Consider the following 24,815-nt stretch of genomic DNA (forward strand, 5'->3'; position numbering starts at 1 on the left):
TCACCATCAAATTTAACAAAGCAGACAGCCGATTGCTGAAAGCCGATATCGAAAATATGAAAGCGATCAAGTTTATTTACCTGATACTTCTACTCCCCCTCATCATGATCATGAGCTCCTCTGTTGAGCCTGAAATCAATAAAGAAGATCCCGACCCGGATGTAGAAAAAGAGCTGAAGTCCTTCAAAGTAGCCGATGGTTTTGAAGTATCACTCTGGGCAAGTGAACCGCTGGTAGCCAAGCCTATTCAAATGAACTGGGACGAACAGGGCCGCTTATGGGTCGTGAGCAGTACGGCATATCCGCATTTGAAAACGGGCGAAGAAGCCAACGATAAAATCTTTGTGATAGAAGACACGGATGGGGATGGAAAAGCAGACAAATCGACCATTTTTGCCGAAGGTCTGCTTACCCCAACGGGTATTCTTCCCGGCGACGGGGGCGTGTATGTTGCCAACTCAACTGAAATCCTGCATTTTGCTGATACCGACGGTGATGGAAAAGCAGATAAAAAAAGAAGAATCCTGAATGGCTTCGGAACAGCGGATACGCACCATTTGATCCACACATTCAGATGGGGACCGGAAGGACATCTCTATTTCAACCAGTCGATCTACATTTACAGCCACGTGGAAACGCCATTCGGCATTAAAAGGCTTGAAGGTGGTGGCGTATGGCAACTCAATACCCGTAATCTGGACATGAATGTATATGCCCGTGGACTGGTGAATCCGTGGGGATTACAGTTTGATAAATGGGGACAAACATTCCTGACTGACGGTGCAGGTGGCGAAGGTATCAATTACGCATTTCCGGGTGCCACTTTTGTGACAGCTCCCGGTGCGGCCAGAACAATCCGCGGATTGAATCCGGGGCAACCCAAACATAGTGGTCTGGATGTGATTTCGGGGAGACATTTACCGGAACAATGGCAGGGACGACTGATCACCAATGACTTCCGCGCCAACCGCATTAATAGTTTCAAACTGGAGGAACAAGGCAGCGGATATGCTTCCAAACAAATGGAGGATCTGATGTGGACGGATAACGTAGCATTCCGGCCTGTGGATATTACGGTTGGCCCGGATGGAGCCATTTACGTAGCTGACTGGTATAACCCCATTATCCAGCATGGAGAGGTGGATTTCCACGATCCCCGTCGTGATCAGGAGCATGGACGTATCTGGAAAATTACAGCGAAAAATAAGCCATTACTTAAAAAACCAAATCTTGTAAAAGCATCTGTTCCTGAATTGCTTGAAACGCTCAAACAACCTGAAGACTGGACACGCGCGCAAACGAAGCAGGTTTTGAAAGCACGTGGTGCGAAAACGGTCATTCCTGAATTACAGAAATGGGTACAGGCTCTGGACAAAAACGATGCAAATTACGAACATCAGTTGCTGGAAGCACTTTGGACTTACCAGACACTGGAAACCGTGAATGAACCTCTTTTACAAACACTATTAGCTGCCAAAAATCATAAAGCCCGTGCCGCTGCTGTACGTGCACTTTCGTTCTGGATTCCTAAAATCAGCAATGTGCAAGGGATACTAACCAAAGCTGCTGCCGACGAGCATCCACAGGTACGCCTGGAGGCCGTTATTGCGTTGAGAGGACTGAAGTCTGCTGATGCGACACGCATTGCCCTGACAGCCCTGGATAAACAAATGGATGAGTTCCTTGACTTCGCCCTTTGGCAAACTGTAAGGGATTTAGAGCCTCAATGGCTGGCTAAACTTAAGACTGACCCTTCGTTCCTCGGCGATAGCAAGAAGGCATCATATGCACTTAAATCGGCCGTTAGTCCCGAAGCTGTAACGCACCTGGTTCAGCTCTACCAAAAAGGAGAAGTTCCGGAAGAATATCAGAAAGATGTACTCGGAGCAATAGCCAAAACAGGACAAGCGACAGAAATGAATATACTGCTTGATCTGGCTGTTCAGAAAAAAGATAAAAATGTAGCGGCGCAACTCGCAGCTCTTGAAAATGCAGCAATACAGAGAAAAATTATCCCGAATAAAAATCCGGAACGTGTTGCAGATTTTATCGGACATGAAGATGAAGCAGTGAGTCAGAGTGCTATTCGTCTGGCCGGGTTATGGAAATTATCTCAGCTGAATAACCGATTGACAACACTTGTTCAAACCGGTGATCCGGGTACGAAGAAAGCAGCATTAGCCGCTTTGTCATCTATTGATAAAGAGAAGGCTGTTAAATTGATGACTGAACTGACAGGCCCGAAAAATACGCCGGAGGTACGCGTTATTGCCGCTTCACAACTTTCCATCATTGACCCGAAAGAAGGAGCACGCATTGGTACTGACCTGATGCGCTCATTGCCAGCGGATACCGATATGGCTGAATTCTTCCTGGTATTTATTCCAAACAATGCTGCAAGTGGCGCATTGGCGGAAGCTATTGCCGCAAAAAAAATACCGGAACCTATGGCAAAAGCAGGCCGGCAGCTTGTGCAGGCAAGAGCGGGCTGGACCCGCCAGAACCTGGATGAAATCATTGCTTTAAAAAAAGCGCTCGAAGCTTCGGGCGGCTCTTTACCTGCTCAGAAAATGCCTCAGGAATTGAGCGACAGGGATATTGCCGGATTAGCCAAACTGGCTCGTGAAACAGGTGATGCCGGCAAAGGGGAATTGCTTTTCCGCAAGGCTGATCTGAGCTGTACTACCTGCCATGCCATCGGCGGTGCGGGGGGATTGATCGGCCCCGACCTGAGTAGTCTCGGAACCAGTTCACCTGCTGAAACCATCATTCGTTCTCTGCTGGAACCAAGTGCTTCCATCAAGGAAGGTTACGATCTGAAACGTGTTGTGAAAAAAGATGGCTCCGAATTGATGGGATATCTGGCCAGTGACGGCGCTTCGGACATCGTGATTCGTGATGTAACGGGCAAAGAAGTTTCTATTGCAAAAAGTCAGGTAGAATTGATGGAAAAAGTACCGGGCTCGCTGATGCCTCCGGGACTTACAGCTGGACTAAGCCGGGAAGAGTTTGTCAATCTGGTAGGCTTCCTGACCAAACTGGGTGAATCAGGTGACTTCCGTGTGCCAAGCACCCGTTACGTAAGACGTTGGGAAAGCGTAGATGCCGACAAAGCAACTGCAAAAAAATTATCTTTTGAAAATCCTGTAATCGTTGGAAAGGGTGCAACTATTACCCGCCAGCCGGTATATAGCAAAGTTTCAGGTGAACTTCCGCTCGATGAACTTCCTGAAATGGAGAATGCAACCGGAAAACGTTTCAGTATTGTCAAATTTGATATTGAGGCTTTGACAAAAGGGAATGTAACACTGGCATTGAGCTCCGATGAAGGAATTACGGCCTTTGAAGGAAATAAACCGCTGAAAATTGCTGGCAATAGTATCACGGCGGCATTCACGCAAGGCGTCCATCCTATTTCACTTGTAATCGACCGCAAGGCAATCAAAGACAAGAGTCTGAAAGTTGAACTGAAGGACGTCGCCGGTTCTGCTCAGACAAGACTGGTAATGGGCCGCTGATTACGTAGAATAAATTTCTGTAAATCATATATCTGAATCTATATCAAAATGTTAAAAAAACTGCTCACCCTGTCACTGATTGTACTTGGCACTTCCGTTACTTACGCTCAGCAATTCAAAGCATTATTATTTACAAAAACGGCTGGTTTTCACCATACGGCTATTCATGAAGGCGTTGCCGGTGTAAGAAACCTGGCAGCAAGACACAATTTCAGTGTAGACTGGCAGGAAAATGCTTCGGTATTCAACGAAAAATCGCTTAAAAACTATGATGTAGTGATCTTTCTGAATACAACCGGAGATATCCTGGATAACGAACAGCAAGCAGCCTTCGAAAAATATATCCAGAGTGGAAAAGGCTGGGTGGGTGTGCATGCTGCTGCAGATACAGAATATGACTGGGCCTGGTATAACAAGCTGGTTGGAATGATGTTTCTTACCCACCCGGCGCAGCAAACGGCGTATTTGGATGTGGTCAATAGCAACTTCCCGGGCTTGGAAAGATTCCCGAAACGTATGCTTTGGACCGACGAATGGTACGAATACAAAAAACCTGCAGCGGCCAGCGATTTGAATATTCTGATCACCCTGGATGAAAAAACCTATGACCCTAAAACCAGCAAAGGCGCAGGAATGGGTAACTCTCATCCTATTGCATGGTATCATAAATACGATGGTGGCAGAGCATTTTATACCGGAATGGGACACATTGGTCTTGTATATTCTGACCAATCTTTCCTTGATCACCTTTACGGAGGTATTTACTGGGCAGCGACAGGTAAAGGCTTGAAATAAAATATGGCCTGGACCCACTGTAGGAATTCAGGCCATAATATAAAATATACAGTTCGGCAAAGTTGTCATGCTGAGCGGACCGGGCGGTCGAAACATTATCTACGTAGTGTAAATTGCCTTCGACTCCGCTCAGGCTGACAGCAAAATCGAATTCACCTTTCCTTCAATTTTGCTTAAAACAAACAATTATTTACTGCTCGTAACACCGACAGGCCTTCTGTTTTTACCTTCCTTTTTCTGAAGATCATCTCCCAGATCTTCCCTGGCAGCCTCTGCAATTTTCTCTAATTCGGCTACGATTTCAGGGTTTTGTTCCAACACGTTATAACGTTCTCCCGGATCGCGGGCAAGATTATATAATGCTCTCGGATGTTGAAAATCCTCAGAAGTTGGTCCGGGCTGGCCATCTTTACCAGGTGCCTGGCCTTCATAAGTTCTACCCGGATGAGCAAAAATCAATTTCCAGTCGTGTTTACGAACTGCTTCCAGACTGTTTTTTCTATAGTAGTATAAGAATTCTTCTCTTGGTGTTTTTGAGTCATCTCCTTTCAATAGATCCACAAATTCAATACCATCAATTTTCTGCTTTGGTAATTTCGCGCCGGTAAGTTTGGCTATAGTTGGCAAAATATCAATCGTTGACAAAAGCTTATTAGAAACCCTTCCTGCGGGAATCACACCAGTCCAGCGCATGATCGTCGGCTCACGTTGTCCACCTTCAAAAGACGTCCCTTTTCCTTCCCGAAAACCTCCGGAAGAACCTGCATGATCTCCGTAATTGAGCCATGGGCCATTGTCGCTCGTGAATATCACCAGCGTATTTTTATCAAGACCCTGTGCTTTCAATTCTTTCAATATTTCACCTACAGACCAGTCGAGTTCCATCAGTACATCTCCGAAAATTCCTCTCTCACTTTTCCCTTTAAACTTACTTGAAGCTGCCAATGGCACGTGAGGTAGCGGATGCGGTACATACAGAAAGAAGGGTTTGTTTTTATTTCTTTTGATAAATCCGACTGCCTTCTCTGTAATGTTGGGGGTCAGTTCGCTCACATCTTCCAGATTCTTAATTTCTTTTCCTGCTTTATTCCCATCAATCCAGTGCAATGGTGGATATTTCGCTCGCTCCTGCCATGGGTGAAGTGGCCACATATCGTGCGAATACGGTACACCATAATATTCATCAAAACCCTGTTGCAACGGCAAAAACTCCTGATCACTACCCAAATGCCATTTCCCGAAAATTCCGGTGGTATAGCCCTGTTCTTTTACCAACTCAGCAATCGTTTCTTCCTGAGGGTGTAGCCCCTGAGCCGCCTGCGGGCCAAAAGCACCTGAGACGCCAACACGGTTTGGGTAACAACCCGTCAGCAATGCGGCTCGCGACGCGCTGCACACCGCCTGCGCAGCCATAAAGTTGGTAAATCTTGTTCCTTCAGCAGCCAGCTTATCCAGATTCGGAGTTTTATATCCCAAAGCGCCGGTTACCGAAAGATCACCATAACCGAGGTCATCAATAAAAAACAAGACAATATTCGGTTTACTTGCAGAGGGCTTCGGAGCCATCGCCAGCATCATGACCGCCGCACCCAGCAAAATACAAGGCACTATGATCCAATTTAATTTATTCATTTTAGCCATTTTACCAGCCCGTGTTTTGTGTTAATAATCCATTTAAATCTCTTTCCTTTTGTGGTATCGGCCACAAATAATGCCGGTTCACATCAAAGACCTTATTCGCTGCAACTACCTGCACAGTCACAAGTGCTCCGGCAGCATTGACGTAAGTGATCCCATAAATCGGACCCGGCATCACTTTATCCGCTATTTTCCAACGGCGGATATCGAAGAGGCGCTGTCCTTCCAGAGCAAGCTCTACAGTCCTTTCCCGGCGAACAATTTCTCTGAGTTCTGCCTGAGCTGTGCTGGTTACAGAAGGTTGCTTCACATCATTTCTACCATTTCGCACCGTATTGATGGCAGCAAGCACACTCGCATCTATCTGGTTCAGTTCAATCTTCGCTTCAGCATAAGTGAGTAATACTTCCGCATAGCGAAGCAGTATGATGTTTATCCCGCTGTTCGCAGGGTTCGCATAATCTTCCGTGTTGATATATTTTTTGGTATTATACCCCGTCGTGGAAGCGATATAGGTACTGCCAATTGCATCTGCTGTGCCACTGTTAGGCTGAGGTTTGAAGGCAATTCCGCTTGGTAAAATATCACCATCCAGAAAAACCGAGTATTTCAATCTGTTGTCCCTGTTGACGTAAGGCTTCTTAGGATCATATCCGCTTGCTGCGTCTGTGATGAGTTTGCCATCCAGCGTTTCATATGCGTCAATCAGGTTTTTAGTAGGAACAAATGTGCTCCCTCCATTACGCTGACTATAAGGTGCAAGAATTTGAAATACTGAATGCTGATAGGTGTCTTTGATAAACTGTTTATCAAATAAAACTTCCTTATTATTTTCAGCAGCATAACTGAAGAGTTTTTCATACGATTCGTTCAGACCATACACATTCAGCTTTATCACTTTATCGGCAGCTTCAGCCGCTTTCTGGTATCGTCCGGCGAGTAAATTAGCTCTTGCTGCCAATCCCAAAGCAGCCCCCTGCGTCGCTCTTCCCTTATCCGCAGCCGTGTATGAAACCGGCAATAATGCTGCGGCTTCATTTAATTCCTTGTCTATAAAATCCCATATCTCCGCAACCGGAGTTCTCTTCAGCGCTCTGCCTTCTTCGATACTTATGGGAGTTGTGACCAATGGTACATCCCCGAAAAATCCGGCCAGCTTGATGTACTGGTAAGCACGCAGCACTTTGGCTTCACCTTTTAGCTGATTGATCAAACCCGCATTTGTACTGGTTACTTTATCGACGTTTTCAAGAAAATAGGAAGCAGCGCGAATGCCTTTATAAGCATTGGTCCATTCGGTATACACTTTCGAGCTGGTTGCGTCATAGGCACCTAATTCTATATAGGCCTGCACTTCAAAGTTCTGATTGGTGTGGGCTATGTCCGTAAGGGCATCCCAACTTAGGATATTCGTTCCATCCAGATCATTATACAAAGCATTTACTGCCAACTTCGCGTCATTTTCTGTTTTCCAAAAAGCATTTTCCGACAGACGGTCGTTGGGTATCGTTTCCAGCAAATCGCTATCGCAGGCAACCATGCCTGCAGCAGCAATAAGTGCAAAAACTAAATGTCTCAGATTATATTTTTTCATCATCGTAAAATCTAAATAATAGGAGTAAAATCAGAACTGAAGATTGAGACCTACTGTGTACAATGCAGTTTGAGGGTAGTATACCGCACGACCAGATGGTGCCTCCGGATCCAGATTCCATTCATTCAATTTGGAGATCGTAAACAAATTGGTGGCAGAAAGATATACCCTCACTTTCTTCAGACTCACTTTTTGAACCAGTTCAACGGGAAGACTATAGGCCAGCTGCACATTTTTCAGCCTGATATAGGAAGCATCCAGTACCAGCCGGTCGGAAGTGGCGACATTGCGGAGATCAAATTTGACAGGACGGGTAAAACGTGCGTCGGTATTTTCCGGAGTCCAGTAATTGTCGGTGTAAATTTCGTGTGTAAAACCTTCCTGATTACCCATTTCAGCCAATGCTCCAGCCAAACGCGTATCTACTTTTGCTGCTCCCTGGAAAAGAAGCGATAGTTCGAAATTGCGGTAAGAGAAATCCGAGTTAACCCCGAATGTGTAGCGTGGGAAGGAGTTTCCGATGTTGGTCATATCATTGGCGTTGATCACACCATCGCCATTCAAATCCACATATTTGACATCACCGGGTTTGGTATTGGCTACATAGGTCGCTTTGTATTCTGCAATCTCCTGCTGCGACTGAAACAATCCGTCTGTTTTGTACCCCCAAAGCGTATTGATAGGCAACCCCTGTTTAATAATATACCGGGGGTCAATGTCTGAACCTGTGATGTATGGCCCCGTTCCTTTCAGATCTGTAACCTTGTTTTCATTAATACTCAGGTTTGCACCTATGTTGTAACGCAGACCGGACGTCGCAGATGCCCCGCGGTAATTGGCACTAAACTCCCAACCTTTATTTTGTACAGAACCTGCATTTTGAGGAGGAGCTGTTAACCCTATCGTTGCAGGAATATCAAGATTCAACAGAATATCATCAGTTTGTTTGTTGTAATAATCTACCGTTACATTCAATTTTCTTTTGAAGAAAGAGGCATCAAGCCCGAGATCCAGTTGCGTGGTTGATTCCCAACCCAGGCCTGTGTTAGCCAGTGTATTCTGCCGGTAACCCTGCACAGGAAGCCCGCCAAAATTGTAACCGCTCGCAGTGAGTGCCGCATAGTAGCTGTATAAGTCTACCGACTGATTTCCTGTTATTCCCCACGAACCTCTCACTTTCAAATCATTGACTGTATTTGAGATTCTGTCCCAGAATGCTTCCTTCGAAATCCGCCAGCCGGCAGACAAAGAGGGGAAAAAGCTATATTGTTTCTCACCGGTAAATTTGGATGACCCGTCGTAACGCCCATTGGCTTCAAACAAGTACTTGTCCTGGTAATCGTAGTTTACGCGCCCGAAGAATGAGCGTAAACCATAAACAGCATCTCTTCCGTCATTACTCTTCGTTCCGTCATTAGCTCCCTGGCCTATTGAGCCAATGTCGTTACTGTAGAAACGTTCCCGATACGCACTCAGGAATGTCTGTGTATTCCCGATCTGAGAATATCCAAGAAGCCCTTTGAAATGATGACTGCCAAAATTCCTGTCGTACGTCAGCAAACTGTTCAAAGTGTATTCTTTCAGATCATTGCGTACTTCGGTGAGGGTATTGTTGACGATCGTTCTGGTGATATTTGTATTCTTATCCGTATTGGAATAAGCATTGACATAACTTTTCTGAGAAGTTAAAAGCCCTCTTCCGGCTATCTGGGTAGAGAAGGTTAGTCCTTCTGTTATATCCCAATCCGCCTTCACATAGCCCGCCAGGTAATCCGTTTTTTGTTTCGTTTGCCCTCCTTTTTCAATGAACATCAATGGGTTATTGCCCTGCGTGCTCAAACCATACGTTCCGTCGTCATACTTAGGTACGGCCCATAATGTTCCGTGGAAAAAGTTATTAAGCGGAGCAGCAGCATTTGTCGTCGGACTCTCATTGATGCTGTAGCGATAGTTGACATCCGCACTTACACGGAGTCTGGGAGATATGGTATAGTCGGAATTGAGCCTGATCTCTCCAATCTGATTACCAAAGTTTTGAATCACCCCCTGCTGATCCTGATAACGGACACTCAGGCGCGTACGAAGCGCGTCATTTCCTCCTGACACCGACAGACTGTGGTTTTGCTGAGGAGCCGCTTTCAGCATAATATCAAACCAGGTATTAGGAAGTGGATATTTTTCGCGATCCGTGGCATTTACATAAGCCTGAATAGACTCTTCTGTGAAGCGGGCTGGTAAGGCTGATCCCGCATTGGTATATGCAGCCACCTGATGACGCATATAGGCTTCAAGACCCATCATCTTAGGTACATTGTTGGATTTCTGAATGGCGTAGTAGCCGTGATAATCCACCTGTACCTTACTTCCGGAAGCTCTTTTGGTTGTAATAAGTACTACTCCATTGGTCGCGCGTGAACCGTAAATGGCCGTTGAAGCAGCATCCTTGAGAATTGACACAGATTGTACATCATCCGGATTAATATCGCTCAATTGTTGCTCTATACCATCCACGATGATCAATGCATCATTTTTAGCAAGATCATAACCGCTCGTGCTGCTGCTGTTAATATTGAAAGTAGTGATACCTCTGACGCGGATAGAGGCATTCGACCTACCCGGGGAACCTCCCAAATCAGTTACTGTAACACCGGGCATCAGCCCCTGAAACGATTGTTGCAAATTGGAAACAGGTCTTTTGGTGACCTCATCGCCTGAAATCTGAGAAACGGAGTTTGTTAAACTATTCCGTTTCTGAATACCATACCCGACTACAACAACTTCTTCCAACAGGCTCTGATCGGGCTTCAGAATAACATCAATAGTTTGCCTGTTTCCAATCTGCTGTTCCTGTGTTTTGTAACCTACGAAAGAAAAAACGAGTATTCCCTGTTCCGGTGCATTGATTTGAAAATATCCGTCTACGTCTGTAGAAGCGCCGGACCTGGTATTTTCTACAAGAATATTGACACCCGGCAGCGCCTCCCCTTTCTCATCTGTCACCTTCCCTTTGATCAGTATTTCACGAGCAGGTACAGGCGTTGTTGTGGCTGGAGAAATTGTAGCATTGCGTGCTTTGGATTTGATGATCACATAATTCCCCTCCATCTCAAAATCCAGCTGATGCGGTGCAAGAATCCCTGTCAAAACCGACCTCACAGTCTGCTGATTTGCGTTGAAAGTAACCTTAGCGGTATTCTTCGCTACTTGTGCGGTATACATAAACTTCACCTGGCTTTGCGAGGAAAGCTGTTCCAGTGCTTCTGTGATTGACTTGTTTCTGACGGAATACGTTATTTTTTGTTCCAGTAATCGCTGCCCCAAAGCAGGACCTGAAAAAGCAACCGAACCAGCTATGCCGATAACCAGTGATAAAATGGCTGTTAATTTCATTGCAATCAGATAGGATCGTTTGGTAAACGACATTGATTTCATACTTTTATTAAAGAGAATTAATGTGAAAAATGCGTGAAAGGCAGAAGGTTTCCGAGGCCGAGCCATTCACAATTGACATGTACATTCGATTCTGCTCCCTGTTACAGCAGGGAGTTTTTTGTTTTTAAGGTGGGTGTCTTTGCTTCATCAGAAAATCAGTTAGACTGGCAGCCGACTCCCGAAATACGATAGCCATTTTCCGTACTGGTCAGCTTTGCACCCATAAGTCGGGTAAGTGCTTTGAGGGTAATGGTTACAGGCTCATTGCCAATCTGAGCATATACATTACAATTTTCCAGATTGGGATCCAGCTGTACTGTAATGCCAAACCTGCGCTCCAATGCATTGGCCACTTCCCTGAACGACCGGTTACGGAAGTTGAGCCCGCCATCAAGCCAGGAGAGCTCATCCGTTCCATCCCATTCTCCTTTTTCAAAAGTACCTGTTGTGGTAAGATAGCTGACTTCTTCCCGTGCAGTAAGCATGACGGGAGTTGCCATATTGTTACGTGCATCATTCACCTGCACTTTACCCGACACCACCGATACCTGCAGTTTCTGATCGCTCTGGTAGGATCTTACATTGAAACTCGTTCCAAGTACTTTCACATGAAGAGCTGGAGTACTCACAATAAACGGCTGTGTTGATTTTCTGGTTACCTGAAAATAGCCTTCTCCCTGTAACGCTACTTCTCTGTTGACACCTCTGAATTTGTCAGGATAGGTTAAAGTACTGCCTGCATTCAAGAGAACACTGGTACCATCAGCCAGCAGCACTTTGGCAGTTTTGCCCGGCGCTACATGTATTGTACTATACTGAACCGGATCCGCAAGTTGAAGAATATAATTCCGGTAGGTATAAGCCAAAACCGAAGCACCCAGGAGCAACACAATGGAAGCGGCTCTGAGTACTACACGGAACTGTGTGAGCCGGATTACTTTCTTCTCACTTTCATTTGCTATCCGGAGCCTGATCTGTTCAAAAAGCTGTCTTCCGTATTCTTCACTTTCATCCGCCGGCTCCTCAGGCAAAGCTTTACTGTCAAAGAGATTATCATATCGTTGCAGAAAGTCATTTTCTTCGGGCGTGGTTTTACCGGAAAGAAATCTTTTAATCAGGATTGTAAATGATTTTCGATTCATTAACTTTTTAGTCTATATACTAACTAGTCAATGTCAAATACAAATCTCCCACGCAGGGATGAAAAAAATTTATTGGCAAGATAAGATGTGGGGGAAGGGCAATCCTACTTAAGATGACCGGGCAGTACGAGAGCAATTGCAAACAGAATTGCTTTGATAGAATCCGTTGCTTTGATAAGCTGATTTTGCACCGTTTTCTGACTTATATTCAACTTCTCTGCGATTTCCTTTGTTGAAAATCCATCGACATAGCGTAGGTCAAAAACCTCTCTCCTTTTCGAAGGCATTTTTTCCAGCAAAGCATTAAGCTGCTCCTGCAATTCTCCGTACAATATTTGCTGATCTGCCTGGTCGGATGTGACATCCAGAAAAGCCAGATACTGGAAATAGGTATCATTGACTTTTTGCGAAGCAATAATATTATAGACTTTATAACGAACGGCTGTGTGCAAATAAGCCCGGAGATTATCAATTGCAAGCGTAGCGCGCTGGTCCCATAACTTCACAAATATATCCTGAACCACATCACCGGCCTGCTCCTTATCGCCCAGGCGCTTCCAGGCCGTGTCGTGCAGGAGCTTCCAGTAGGAATGGTAAATTTCAGCAAAGGCGACCTCATCACTTTGAGCCAAAGCGGATAACAGATTTTGATCGTGTTGTGCTGATGTTGTCAATTGCAGAAATAATTAGAAAGACAAAATTAGTAATCTATTTAACATATAGATTATATGTTATTAATTTTATGCTCTAAAATGCTGCCATAGCAAAACAAGAAAAAAGCGTTTCCAATACCTGGCTTCGGTATCAGAAACGCCTTTAATGTTACCCTCGCGTTTGACGTGTGGGCTGGTGATTTGTATTTAACAATTCTTACTTCGCTGGCTTTTTGAAAACTGCCTCGTCTACCGGACCATTTACAACAACCTTATTGGTAATAAACGAAATAGCGCCTTGCGGGCTCGTAATGTCCATCGTTTTGGCAAACTTAACACCGTCTGTATCCTTGTAATCAGAGAAAGAAATTTCACTGCTCTGCCCTGCCATTTCCACCTTTACTTTCGTGATCAGATACGTTTGTGCATCTACCCACTCATCTATCGTCTGACCATCCTTGGTAGTAAGTTTCAGATGGAAAGCGTCTTTTTTATCCACTTTTTCTGTTCCTACCAACTCTACTTTGTTTCCTTTTTCTTTGTAGTCTACCAATCCACCGAAAGGATCTAGCTGGCTTACAGTTTGCTTCACTACTTCTGCCGGCATGTCTTCAGGTTCGCCGGTTCCGCCCATCATCGTCGGGCGAATCATCCATCCGGTAGTACCGTCAAGCACCTGCACCATCGTATTACCCATTACCGTAGATTCGCTACGCACCGCTTTACCAACCACCAATATTGTTTTGGTAGGTATATCCATTCCGTTAACAGCCAATGAACGCTCCGAAATGATGGTTTTTACACTTTTAAGTTTATCTGCACCTCCAAGTGCCGCAGTGTGTTTTTCTGCAATTTCATCTACCGTTTGCGCAAAGCTTCCCAAAGAAATCATGGTGGCTGCCACCGCTAAAAAAAGTTTGTTTGTCTTCATTTCGATCATTGATTTGAGGTTAAATTAGTTAGTCGCTTAAAGTTTATTTCTGCTAAAAAAGTAATTATTAATCGTTTATCAATTTTTCAGCGTGAATTAGCGTGGCTGACTTCCGCCCGGAGTTCCTCCTGATTGCTGCTGTCCGCCACCTTCGCTTTTCACATCGTCGTTGTTTACACCTTTCGCTTTTCTCTTCGGCGCATCCATGGTCATTTTACCGATTTTGTATGTAAAGGTTGCACGTACACCTCTGTTATACAAGTAAATATCGTTTACCTGATTGAACTGAGAAGAATTAAGTTCGGTATGAATATTGAAACGCTTGCTCAGGAAGTTTTCAGCAGCAATACCGATACTTCCTTTTTTGTTCTTGAAATCCTTCTTCACTCCCACTGTGTAGAAACCGAATCCTCCCTGCATACCTTGTAGCTGCACCTGGCTTCCCTGCAAAAATCCGAATGCCTGCGCTCCCCAGCCATTTTTGAATGTGGCCTGAGAAAATACACCTCCGCTTACGTTCCAACCTGAATTACTGATCTCTTCCGACAAACCACCTTCTCCGATTGCCTGTCCTTTCATGATTGAATAAAAGACATTACTGAACAACCCGACACTAATTTTGGAAGTCGCAGCTACGTTGGCAAAAATGTTGGCCCCATAAGCGTGTTGCTTACCCACGTTTTCAAATGTAGTTACGATAGCTCCTGCCAGGGTATCCGAAGGTTGGCGAACCTGAGAAATCGCATTGTTCGTTGCTCGTCCGAAGAAGGTAGCATTGATGTAAGTCTTCTTGATATTTTTACTTACACCCAATTCAAAGTTATTGGTTAGCTCAGGACGTAGCTCCGGGTTACCAATCGTAATATTCTGCGGGTTGGCAGAGTTGAAGTTCGGGTTAAGCTGAGCAAGGCCGGGGCGTTGGATCCGTCTGTTGTAGCCCAGTTTCAACGTTGTTCCTTTTATCGTTTTGGATGCATTCACACTTGGCACCAGTACTCCGTAATTCCCAACTCCTACAGTTCCCGTTTCAGTGCTTGCATCAATGAAGGTATGTTCGTAACGCAAGCCTCCTTTAAAAGTGTAACGGCTCTTGGTAGTGTAGGTATATGAAGAATAACCTGCTGCAATATTCTGGTTATAGGTAAGCGCTCCCGAAGGCTGATCTGTCTCTGTTATAAAATCACCTGTTCTTCCGGCAGTCAGGAATTTGAAATCACTATTCACTTCTCTGAAAATACCTTTCGCCCCGAACTCCAACAGTTGGTTTTTCTTGATTGGAGTCTGATAGTCTGTCTGGAAAGTAAATTCCTGATTGATATTCTTGTTCAGGTTGCGCTGACGGCTTGTCAATTCTCCTCCACCATTCATCAGGTTCGCATCGAAATTATTATTAAGATCATTACGGCTGTATAGCGTAGAAATACTCCATTCCTGCTGTGGCTTGAAAGTACGCAGGTAATCAAGGTTCACATCCACAGTTCCTGACAGGTTTCTTGCATCTACAAAACGGCTGGATGTAGAGGTATTCACGTCATTTGTATAAAGCTTCGTTACCAGGTCCTGCTCACTGATCATGTTTCTTACACCATAACGCACGCCAGCCGTGATGCTCTGGTTTTTTGCAAGATCATAATCGAAACCGATGTTATACTGTCCGAACAATCCCCGGCTGTCTCCATCACCCGCCTGACTTGTACGTGTAGCGATTCCATTTGCAATACTTGTCTGCTCCAGATTTGTTTTCGTGATCGTGTTGTACGATCCGCGTCCAAATCCACCAATTGTAAATCCTGCCTTGCCCTTGCGGTATCCACCGTTCAGCGACAACATCGATCCTCTGTTACCTACGCCGGCATCCACGTTCAGGTTCAATCCCTGCAAGCTGTTCTTTTTTGTGATAATATTGATGATACCTCCGGAACCTTCAGCATCATACTTAGCAGACGGGCTCGTGATTACTTCAACCGTTTTAATCTGATCAGCAGGAATTTGTTTTAATGCATCGGCTACACTGCTTGCGATGATTGTACTCGGTTTGTTGTTGATCAGGACACGTATATTCTGGCTTCCTCTCAAAGATACATTTCCATCCAGATCGACAGTCAGCAGAGGTACTTTTCTCAAAATATCAGTCGCATCTCCACCTTTGGCAGCAATATCTTTTTCGGCATTGTAAACCAGGCGGTCTACTTTCTCTTCAATCAAAGCAGCTTGTCCGGTAACTGTCACTTCTTCCAGCTGCTTTACGTTGGCTGCAAGTTTAATAACACCCAGATCCAGATCCTGTCCTTTGGTAAGGGTAATATTATCTACTGTTTTGTTACCATAGCCAATAAACGAAAACAACAATCTGTACTCACCATCCAGCACTTTTGTCAACGAGAATTTCCCCTTCTCATCTGCCACCGTTCCATCCACTGCCTGTCCGGTTTTCTTATTGTAAAGTGCTATACTGGCAAATTCAACTGCTTTTGCAGAAGCTGAGTCTACGACTGTTCCTGAGATTTTAGAATTTCCTTTAGGAGATTGGTCTCCTGCAGTACCGGGAAGTGCTTTCGGGGTTGCGGCTCCTCCCATAGGAAACTGAGCCGATGCTGGTATAACTGACGCAGCAATAGAGAATAAAACGAAGAATGTAAATTTATGCATGGTGTTGGTAGTTTCCGATTACACTACAAAAGTGCAGGATAAAGTACCACCCCGACAATAATTTATGATGAAGGGATTATTAAAAAGGATGAACGAGTGATTTTATAAGATGGGATGGAATCTGCGCGGAAAGCACTAGCGAATACACTTCTCTCATACATATCGAGCTGAATCTTACGTATACATCTATAAATCAAAATATTAAACCAAGACACATCTATCGGCTTGACAAAATCCCGGCGGATTTTTTAATCAGCAGGAAATAATTACCCTCTAAACTCACCAACTCATGGCCGATTTTCTTGTAGGTATCGACACAACCGGCGTCAACAAGGGTATAAGTTGTCGTATCTGTATGAGCACATAACGACATATGATTGTAGCGTTGAGAATAAGCGTAGATATCCGGATTATTCAACAGGTTATTACAAACACCCAAAGTAGCATGATGTGGTACATACTTCATGATGTGCCGTGTGTTATTGCCAATCACATTTTCTTTCCGATAATTAAGCTTCTGAAATGTAATGACCCAGCAGCAACAGGCTGCAAGCAAAGCAGCCACCCGGCTCAATCGCGGATTCAATTCGTATAACGCTTTAAGTCTTTCGGAAATAAGCACAGCAAACAGTAACGCTACAAACGGCATAGCGGGCAGCAGATAATGATGGTATTGCTTCACGCTTACCAGCATCGGCAATATTCCGGAAGCCGCTACCATAAAACAGACCAGAGCGATCCGTGTAGTCTTTTGAGCTAATTGTGTTTTGATTCCTGCAAACCAGGCTATCAAATACAGAGCAATAGTGGCCGTTATGTGTGGCCACACACTCCTGAAAAGCTCTTTAAGGAGATATAAATGAGCACCAGATTCTTCGCTCACTTTTTCTCTTTTCTGAAGCAATGCATTTACAACCTGTCCTTCAAAATACTTGGAGAAGAAAAAACGCGCCGGCTCGTAAAAAAACAAAAGGAGAAGCGGAAATGCGAAGGCAGAAACGAGCAAAATCGTAGGAAGAACTGTTTCTATGAATTTAGATTTTCTGTAAAATAACAGATATATACCTGAAAATGCCAACGGATAGAGTCCCACAGGGCCCTTTGTCATGACTGATAAAAATATACTGAATCCCGCCAGGAGCAAAAATACAATGCGTTGCTTGTTTGTAGTGCTGCTTTCAAAAGCACAAAGTTGAAAGTAGCACGATAACAGACAGAATACGGCCATCGTACTATCAAGAAAATTATTGGGCATACCATACCAGACAATCAACATAGAATACCAGCACAGCACCGGCAGCCACGACATACCCTGCAAAGAAGATTCTTTGAAAAATCGCTTCCATATAGCCACCAGCAGGACTATAGTAGCAATCAGTACGAGTAGATTATATATATTTTCAACAAATGGCGTATCTCCGAATACACGAAAAAGAACTGATTCCAAGCCAAATTGCAATGGCGGATGTCCATAGAAATAACCATCGTTGTCGTAAGGCAACCAGAAACTATCGGCAAAATAAGGTTGAAAAAAACTACCCTTTCCAATCGCCATATTTCGAGCGATAGAGGCATATACCAGCCCGTCCATGAACATGGTATCGTCCAGAGAGCGCGGCAGAAAAGTAATCAGGATAAAACTGAGAGTAAAAATCCACTGAATCCAGGGGAAATTTTCGTTTTTCATGGTGTTGAGCCTGGAAGATGTCAAGTAAAGGAGTGATCAAATTGATTGTACAGAAAAAAATTCTATCTCAACCAACCAAACAAATATATTGTGTGTCTGGTATTTAAACCAACCATTTAATCATTTTCATGAAATATATCTACTATATCCTGTTAGTATTATTTCTAGCAGGCTCCTGTAAAGATAAAGCCCCGAAACTATCTGTCGTTGAAGCTTGCGGTGTGGAAGACCCCATTCATAACCTTGACTGGCTGAAAAATAAAATTGACACAGCCAGAGCGAACAAGACAGAGCAATTTCTGAAGGTTACATTGATCAATGTGGACGGTAAACAGATCATCAACTATCAATTGGAATACATGGCCTGCCTTGGCTGCTATGCCTATAATTGTGATGGCACGTCGTTTAATGTATTTAATTTACCAGAGGCGGAACGTAATGCATTCCATCAGAACCTCAGCGCTAAGAACGGTACAAGAGTGGTGCTATGGCCCGCTAAATGAAAAAGAGGATCCTCTCAGATCCTCTTTTTCATTATATCAGGCATAAATACCTGGTCTTTGCAGATGACCTGGTTGCCAGCTTCCATCTCTGCGACGTAACGCTTTTGCTACACTCAGCACTTCTTTATTACGTGCTTCACGCACATCAGCAGGATCCTGGCTATGGAAGTACTGACCAATGATTTCCCATTCAAAAGTATCCTGAGTCCCATCATAGATCCCAACCGGAATACGATTCCCATCTGTCATTAATCCCGCCAACACTGCTTGTGCCTCTGCCTGAGAAGAGCATCCTACATGCTGATATTGTGCATTGAGCGTGTATAGCACCGAATATCTGTTTTTACCATAATCAGCAGGTTTCGAATTATCTCTAACCTGATCAACATGCCCCGCTTCTAACAATCCTGTTCCCATCGGAGCCCAAGGCTTCGATAGCACTCCGAAAAGCTCGGAATATTTCGCGCTGTATGTCAAAAAAAGATTTCCGATCGAATTCCTTAAACCTGTAAGTGGTGTTGTGCTCATTTGTTTTTTTATCTGTCTCATTTTTCTTTTCCCTTAAAATGGTTTTGTGTCGACTCAATACGCCATGTGATGTACTACCTCAAAAATCTTCTGTTGTATTATTAAAGTACAACATGCACATCTTTCTTTATATAGTACCTACGAGGCTCTCCATCAAACAAACCATTGTTAACTTTTCTTTAAATAATTACTACCAATTTGATTTTACACAAATCTTAACCGATAGAAACAATCTTCAATAGAAATATTTTAATTATTGTCTATCAATTGATTACAAAATAAATAGATTGAATACACAGTTCAAAAAAAATCATAAATAGTTATCTTCATTGATTGGAATAATCCAATTTATGAAAATATTTATAATTACGTTATTTGAAAAAAATCACCCCTTCCCCTCTTCTTCTTCCTAATGTCTCTGATATGAAATATTGGAATAACACTAAAAAACCATTTATACTATTGTTTTGATGCATAGCAATCAGAAATACACATAATCAACCTATTTGGCGGCGTATTGTCATATGCAGAAGGGTTTAGCAAAGTATATTTTTATAACTAATTTTTTAGTTATAATTTAAAATTTAATAGCTTTGCAACCCATCACTCAACCATACTATGAGAATTCCGGTACTGCTTTTTTCAACGTTTTTGTTATGCTCAGCCACGTTATCTTTCGCACAAAACCGGCAGATTACAGGAAGAGCCATTGACGGACCGACGAATCAGCCAATCGAAATGGCGAACATATTTATCACCAATACCACATACGGCACCGTGACTGATAAGGCTGGTAATTTCAGCCTCTCACTTCCTAATGGTCACTATGAAGTGGTGGTATCTATGGTAGGTTATGAGCCTATTGTGCATCCGGTTACGTTGTCACCCGGTGATACCAAACAGCCTCCGGTTTTGGTTTTCAAACTTACACCCTCACAAACCGAGCTCAACACCGTTTCGGTAAAGACAAAAAGAGATCCATCGTGGTATACCAATCTTGAATTGTTTAAGGAAGGATTTATAGGGAGAAGTGAAATTGCGGCAAAGTGTAAACTGGTTAACCCCGAAACCCTTATTATCGTTTATGATGAAAATGATAATACACTGAAGGTGAATGCAAAGGATTTGTTGATCATTGAGAACCCTGAACTCGGTTTTCGGATATCTTATCTGCTGATCGAATATAATTACGATTACAGTTCCAAATACCTTACCTACCTGGGTTACCCTTTGTTCGAACCCATGAAAGGCAGTAAAAGCCGGGAAAAGAAATGGCAAAAAAACAGGCTGAAAGCCTATAATGGCTCGGCCATGCATTTTGTGAGAGCTTTGCGAAAAGAACAACTGGAAGAGGAAGGCTTTAACCTGAGAAGACTGATCAGAACACCCAATCCGCAACGCCCCACGGAAGAACAACTACAGGAAGCCCGAAAACAACTGGCCATTATGGGAACAAATAAGCCAATTAATGACGATCACCCTATTGGTAAAATTTTAGCGAAGGCAAGTTTACCAAAGGTGATAGAAAAACTGGATACCGCCCGCGTACCCTATTCTGAGTATCTTCTTAAAAGTGACGATAACACGAGACGCCTCGCATTTGATGGCTTTTTTCAGGTAGTGTATACGGGTGAAAAAGAAGAGCTGGCTTATGTTGCTTCGGAAAGTATGTTCAGAAAAAGGCAACCGACTTTTCAAACTTCGGTTATTTCCATGAAGCAGGAAAAAGTAGTGCTGGATGAATCTGGTAGTCTTGCAGAACCATTGGCACTTACCTTTGAGGGATACTGGGGATGGGAGAAAACAGGGGATATGTTGCCGCTGGATTATCAGCCTCCGAAAGAGTAGCCTGTCTCCGTTAATAAATTGAGATCAATTGTTTATCAACGACAATCCGGGTGTTGGCAAGTGAATCGTTCACAGTTATTTCACAGCCCAACGCTGATTCTCCATCCATTTCCACATCACAAGTTCCACAACTCCCCATACCGCTGCATAGCCCGAAATCAGCCAGATTGAACCTATCTGCTATCAAAGTCATCAGCGAATGGTATTGATTACGAGAAGTTTGAATCATAAATTCTTCCTGGCCAATCACCAAGGTAAAATTAATGTTTCTCGTTTCCATAAACATCAGGTTTATATAAACGCCTACTTCTTCTCAAAAAGCTCAATTGTATAATCCAGCAACTTGATATTCCCCGTTTTACCGTGACCCGGAATCACCACTTTTGTATCAGGATATTTCTCTTTCACTTTAGCAACGGTAGCCGACCACTCATTCACATTCGAATCACCCAGATATCCTTTTCCGGCTTTCAGTTCCTTGATCAGACATCCGCCAAACATCACCTTCTCAGCCGGAAAATAACCAATCACATTATCCCGTGTATGCCCTTCTCCATTGAATTCTACAGTAACCTTTTCTTCCCCTACGGATATTTCCAACAATCCGTTAAAGCTTTTCTTAGGCGTGGGATAATTGTTTTTTTGAGTCAGTTCAATGGTCAGCCCGGAACCATAAGAAGGAATTTGATGCTGATGAAAAGCGGCCAATCCACCTACACAATCTTCATGAAAATGCGTGGCAACAACTCCGACAACCTTGCATTTTAACGTTTTTTCAACCCAGCCAATCAATTCTTCTGAAGCCTTATCGTTTGTAGGCGTATCAAAAATCACCGCTTCGCCATGGTCCACAACGACCATTCCATTGCAGGGAACATTGCCAAAACTATCTGTTTGCAGAAAACTGGTGTGCTGGTACACCCGCTCTTTCACTTTCCTGACTATTAAATCTTTGGAAGTATACCGCTGTGCGATCACCTGCGCAGAATGACAAAAGGAAATGATCAGTAGGAAAATGAGACAAACTGCTGATTTTTTCAAAAACATATTGGCTGCGAATTCGATTTAAATAAATATCCGATGATTAATCTGCTATCAGGTCGCGGATCACAACCGATGCACACACTGCTCCAAAAGTGGCCGGCAAATAGGACATTGTTCCGTACGCCGACTTTTTATAATTACTTCCGTCAGTCAGAATGAGCGATTCTTTCAACTGTTCTTCCGTTGAGAATACCGCTTTAATCCCTTTGTATATGCCTTCCTTTTTCAGATTCTTCCGTACCTGCTGCGCAAAATTACAATTATAGGTTTTTGAGATATCCACCACTTTCAGTTGAGTTGGATCCATTCGTCCTCCTGCTCCCATAGAACTCACAATACGCATGTTACGCTGGTAAGCTTCTTTCAGAAATGTAATTTTAGGAGTAACGCTATCAATGGCATCTACGATATAATCATAGTGATGAGCAGACAATATCTCAGCTACCGCTTCCGGATTGATAAAAGTTTTGATCACATGCAGCTGCAGTTCCGGATTGATCGCCCTTAGTCTTTCTGCCATGATATCCGCCTTGCTCACACCGTGGTTGGTGGACAGAGCCGGTAACTGCCTGTTTCGGTTTGTCGGATCCACTGTATCGCCATCCACGATCGTCATGGTTCCGACACCATTTCTGCACACAAACTCTGCTACAAACGAACCAACGCCTCCAAGCCCGATCACCAGCACATGCGCCTTACTCAGTTTGACCAGGCTTTCTCTTCCTATCAATAATTCTGTTCTGGATAACCAGGAGAAATCTTCCATTATAGACCGAATACGTGTGAAAAGTTTTTTTCCAACTGCAAAACAATCTCTTTTTCAGGAATACTCTTCACTTCCCCAGCTATTTTATAAATCTCCGTTACGTCAATTTCCATATCATCTGTCTCCAGAAACACCTGCTCCAGGGGAGTCTTACGAAACGCATCGCGAATGGCCGGCTGACTGCTTAACAGCGATTTACCAAAGGAAAGATAATAGCCAGATTTCACAACAGGCTCTATATGAGTCCATTTATTATTCACACCATGAAAAATCACAGGAACAGACACGTGCTTCAATTGCGCCAGCACCTCATTAAATGCTCTTACACAATGAATAATAAGCGGTTTTTGTAACTCATCAGCGAGCTGAATTTGAGCTTGAAAAGCACGAAGCTGCAAATTCCAGTCAGCCGCTGTCAGCTTATCCAATCCGCACTCTCCTATCGCCAGTACCTCAGAACGGGAAGCATTCCTTTTCAAATCTGAAAATTGCTGTTCAATATCATTGAGAAACCAGGGATGTAACCCCATACTTACCGGGTTCCCCATTGTTTCCCTATGAAAGTCATCATGAATATTTTGGATGCACAACGCACTCGTTTCATGTGCTGAATGTGTATGGATATTGTAATACACTTTCAAAAATTACTTGTAATGATAATGATAGACATATGTAATGCCATTACTCTCCAGACATTTTGCCGGCAGCCCCTTATCGGTATAGGTAAACTTTCTTTCCCACAGCAACTGCTTCTTCGCATCAAAAGCCTTTACAGGGTTGTTTGGCCCTTCGAAAGCGGAACCAGCATACATACCCTTGTTCAGATATAGCGGGTTGGGGTGATCATCATATTCGTAGTGTGTTACACCTCCATTGACAGTATCCGGCGTTCTTTCTTCAATCAGATTGCCTTTATTATCATACTTCTGATAATGTACGCGAGAGGTAGCAGCACCATCCTGAAAATAACGTTTGATCACTTCACCTTCTTTATACTCAAATTCGATAGATGTTTTGGCAAGAAGAATCTTACTAATCCGTCCCTGGGTATCATACTCCAGATTTTTCCATGACTTTTCATAACTCCCTGCCGGATCACACATTGCGTTAGGCAAACTTGAATAGAGAGCCTTCATAGCACTTTCTTCTGATTGTATTTTACCAGCCTTATACCCATAACTGATCATTCCGTGGGGCGTATCGCATGGACCAAACTGATTTTGTTTTACCAGCAAGCCATTCTGGTACTCATAACTCGTATATACTTTCCCATCGACTGTAGTCTGGTAAAGCGCAGCATCAGGAAAGGTTGGATCAGGCGAATCTTTTTTACATGAAATGAATAGCACAACAAACAGAAGAACGAATGATCGTTTCATACCGGGTGGATTTTGAATAAAAAGTTAATGATGTTGTAACGAATTCGTTCCGGGTGCTGCTTGAACGGGGAGGACTAAGGTAGGGAATTGAGGAAGAAAATACAATGCCTGCAAAGAATTACACAGAGCTTCACAGAGTTAAAAAAGGAGAAAATCAGAGTCCTTTACAGACGGAGATTATACCAATTAATGGCTCTTAAATTATAAAGAACCGCGCCTGGCAACGTCACAATTGAAAAAAACGGAACATTTGAAACTATTCTCAATGTACCTCTTTCCTCTCTGTGAATCTCTGCGTCTCAAAATATATAATCACACTTTGTATGTATAATAAATTTCATTTTACATACATTTACATAATTAATAGTAAAATCTATGAAAGGAACGAACCTCGGTGAATTTGAAGAGCTGGTATTACTTACCGTAGCAGCATTACTGGAAGAGGCCTACAGTGTAGCGGTGTGTGATGAGCTTTCAGAGCATACCGGTCGTTCGGTGAAGCTTGGGGTAGTGCATGCTGTACTCAATCGTTTGGAAGAAAAAGGCTTTGTAAAAAGTGAATTAGGCGAAGCTACGAAGACACGTGGCGGTAAACGCAAACGATTCTATCAATTGACTTCCGCAGGCAGATCTGCACTAGTTCAGGCCAAGGCTATGCGGGATCAGCTGTGGGACAAAATACCATCACTAACCTGGAACAAAGCCTGA

General features: G+C 43.6%; 19 protein-coding genes. 5 read left to right on the top strand and 14 right to left on the bottom strand.

The window, feature by feature from the left end; all coding sequences use genetic code 11:
- Positions 1-56: 56 nt before the first annotated feature.
- Both DSL64_RS16170 and DSL64_RS16175 read left to right on the top strand, forming a co-directional pair.
- Positions 57-3,518: a PVC-type heme-binding CxxCH protein gene (locus DSL64_RS16170; protein ID WP_115832058.1), complete on the top strand. Its 3,462-nt coding sequence runs from the start codon at positions 57-59 to the stop codon at positions 3,516-3,518.
- Positions 3,519-3,566: 48 nt separating this feature from the next.
- Positions 3,567-4,313, top strand: coding sequence for a ThuA domain-containing protein (locus DSL64_RS16175; protein WP_115831960.1), 747 nt, complete (start codon positions 3,567-3,569; stop codon positions 4,311-4,313).
- 186 nt (positions 4,314-4,499) lie between these two features.
- On the opposite strand, the gene DSL64_RS16180 is transcribed toward DSL64_RS16175, so the two are convergent.
- From DSL64_RS16180 to DSL64_RS16215, 8 genes are all read right to left on the bottom strand, one after another.
- A complete protein-coding gene (locus DSL64_RS16180; RefSeq protein ID WP_115832059.1) occupies positions 4,500-5,891 on the bottom strand; it encodes a sulfatase family protein in 1,392 nt (463 codons plus the stop codon).
- 64 nt (positions 5,892-5,955) lie between these two features.
- Positions 5,956-7,548: a RagB/SusD family nutrient uptake outer membrane protein gene (locus tag DSL64_RS16185; protein WP_229217111.1), complete on the bottom strand. Its 1,593-nt coding sequence runs from the start codon at positions 7,546-7,548 to the stop codon at positions 5,956-5,958.
- Positions 7,549-7,575: 27 nt separating this feature from the next.
- Positions 7,576-10,968 (bottom strand): SusC/RagA family TonB-linked outer membrane protein, encoded by a 3,393-nt coding sequence (locus tag DSL64_RS16190; protein ID WP_229217112.1) that lies wholly within the window; start codon positions 10,966-10,968, stop codon positions 7,576-7,578.
- Positions 10,969-11,132: 164 nt separating this feature from the next.
- Positions 11,133-12,119 (bottom strand): FecR family protein, encoded by a 987-nt coding sequence (locus DSL64_RS16195; RefSeq protein WP_115831961.1) that lies wholly within the window; start codon positions 12,117-12,119, stop codon positions 11,133-11,135.
- A gap of 104 nt (positions 12,120-12,223) precedes the next feature.
- A complete protein-coding gene (locus tag DSL64_RS16200) occupies positions 12,224-12,793 on the bottom strand; it encodes an RNA polymerase sigma factor (protein WP_158547935.1) in 570 nt (189 codons plus the stop codon).
- Between the two features lie 196 nt (positions 12,794-12,989).
- The gene (locus DSL64_RS16205) at positions 12,990-13,703 is read right to left on the bottom strand and encodes a LolA-like protein (RefSeq protein ID WP_115832062.1); all 714 of its coding nucleotides are present in this window, start codon (positions 13,701-13,703) and stop codon (positions 12,990-12,992) included.
- Between the two features lie 96 nt (positions 13,704-13,799).
- Positions 13,800-16,352: a TonB-dependent receptor gene (locus DSL64_RS16210; RefSeq protein ID WP_115831963.1), complete on the bottom strand. Its 2,553-nt coding sequence runs from the start codon at positions 16,350-16,352 to the stop codon at positions 13,800-13,802.
- A 217-nt stretch (positions 16,353-16,569) separates the two neighbouring features.
- Entirely contained in the window at positions 16,570-18,039 is a 1,470-nt protein-coding gene (locus DSL64_RS16215; RefSeq protein WP_115831964.1) for a glycosyltransferase family 39 protein, read from the bottom strand.
- Between the two features lie 128 nt (positions 18,040-18,167).
- Here DSL64_RS16215 and DSL64_RS16220 point away from each other — a divergent pair, with 128 nt between their 5' ends.
- The gene (locus DSL64_RS16220; RefSeq protein ID WP_115831965.1) at positions 18,168-18,542 is read left to right on the top strand and encodes a hypothetical protein; all 375 of its coding nucleotides are present in this window, start codon (positions 18,168-18,170) and stop codon (positions 18,540-18,542) included.
- A gap of 36 nt (positions 18,543-18,578) precedes the next feature.
- Here the strand turns inward: DSL64_RS16220 and DSL64_RS16225 are convergent, their stop codons facing one another.
- The gene (locus tag DSL64_RS16225) at positions 18,579-19,091 is read right to left on the bottom strand and encodes a hypothetical protein (protein WP_115831966.1); all 513 of its coding nucleotides are present in this window, start codon (positions 19,089-19,091) and stop codon (positions 18,579-18,581) included.
- Between the two features lie 597 nt (positions 19,092-19,688).
- Between DSL64_RS16225 and DSL64_RS16230 the strand changes: the two genes are divergently transcribed.
- Positions 19,689-20,918: a carboxypeptidase-like regulatory domain-containing protein gene (locus DSL64_RS16230; protein ID WP_115831967.1), complete on the top strand. Its 1,230-nt coding sequence runs from the start codon at positions 19,689-19,691 to the stop codon at positions 20,916-20,918.
- Between the two features lie 10 nt (positions 20,919-20,928).
- On the opposite strand, the gene DSL64_RS16235 is transcribed toward DSL64_RS16230, so the two are convergent.
- The 5 genes from DSL64_RS16235 to DSL64_RS16255 form a co-directional block, all read right to left on the bottom strand.
- A complete protein-coding gene (locus tag DSL64_RS16235) occupies positions 20,929-21,198 on the bottom strand; it encodes a hypothetical protein (protein WP_147300380.1) in 270 nt (89 codons plus the stop codon).
- A gap of 23 nt (positions 21,199-21,221) precedes the next feature.
- The gene (gene bla / locus DSL64_RS16240) at positions 21,222-21,965 is read right to left on the bottom strand and encodes a subclass B1 metallo-beta-lactamase (protein WP_115831969.1); all 744 of its coding nucleotides are present in this window, start codon (positions 21,963-21,965) and stop codon (positions 21,222-21,224) included.
- Between the two features lie 37 nt (positions 21,966-22,002).
- Complete coding sequence (locus DSL64_RS16245; RefSeq protein WP_115831970.1) at positions 22,003-22,728, bottom strand: tRNA threonylcarbamoyladenosine dehydratase; 726 nt, start codon at positions 22,726-22,728, stop codon at positions 22,003-22,005.
- Positions 22,728-23,276, bottom strand: coding sequence for a TatD family hydrolase (locus DSL64_RS16250; protein ID WP_115831971.1), 549 nt, complete (start codon positions 23,274-23,276; stop codon positions 22,728-22,730). The genes DSL64_RS16245 and DSL64_RS16250 overlap by 1 nt, the downstream gene beginning before the upstream one ends.
- Positions 23,277-23,372: 96 nt before the next feature.
- Positions 23,373-24,107: a hypothetical protein gene (locus tag DSL64_RS16255; protein ID WP_115831972.1), complete on the bottom strand. Its 735-nt coding sequence runs from the start codon at positions 24,105-24,107 to the stop codon at positions 23,373-23,375.
- 375 nt (positions 24,108-24,482) lie between these two features.
- Between DSL64_RS16255 and DSL64_RS16260 the strand changes: the two genes are divergently transcribed.
- Entirely contained in the window at positions 24,483-24,815 is a 333-nt protein-coding gene (locus tag DSL64_RS16260) for a PadR family transcriptional regulator (protein WP_115831973.1), read from the top strand.

This window comes from Dyadobacter luteus, assembly GCF_003383615.1.
In the GTDB taxonomy this organism is placed as follows: Bacteria; Bacteroidota; Bacteroidia; order Cytophagales; family Spirosomataceae; genus Dyadobacter; species Dyadobacter luteus.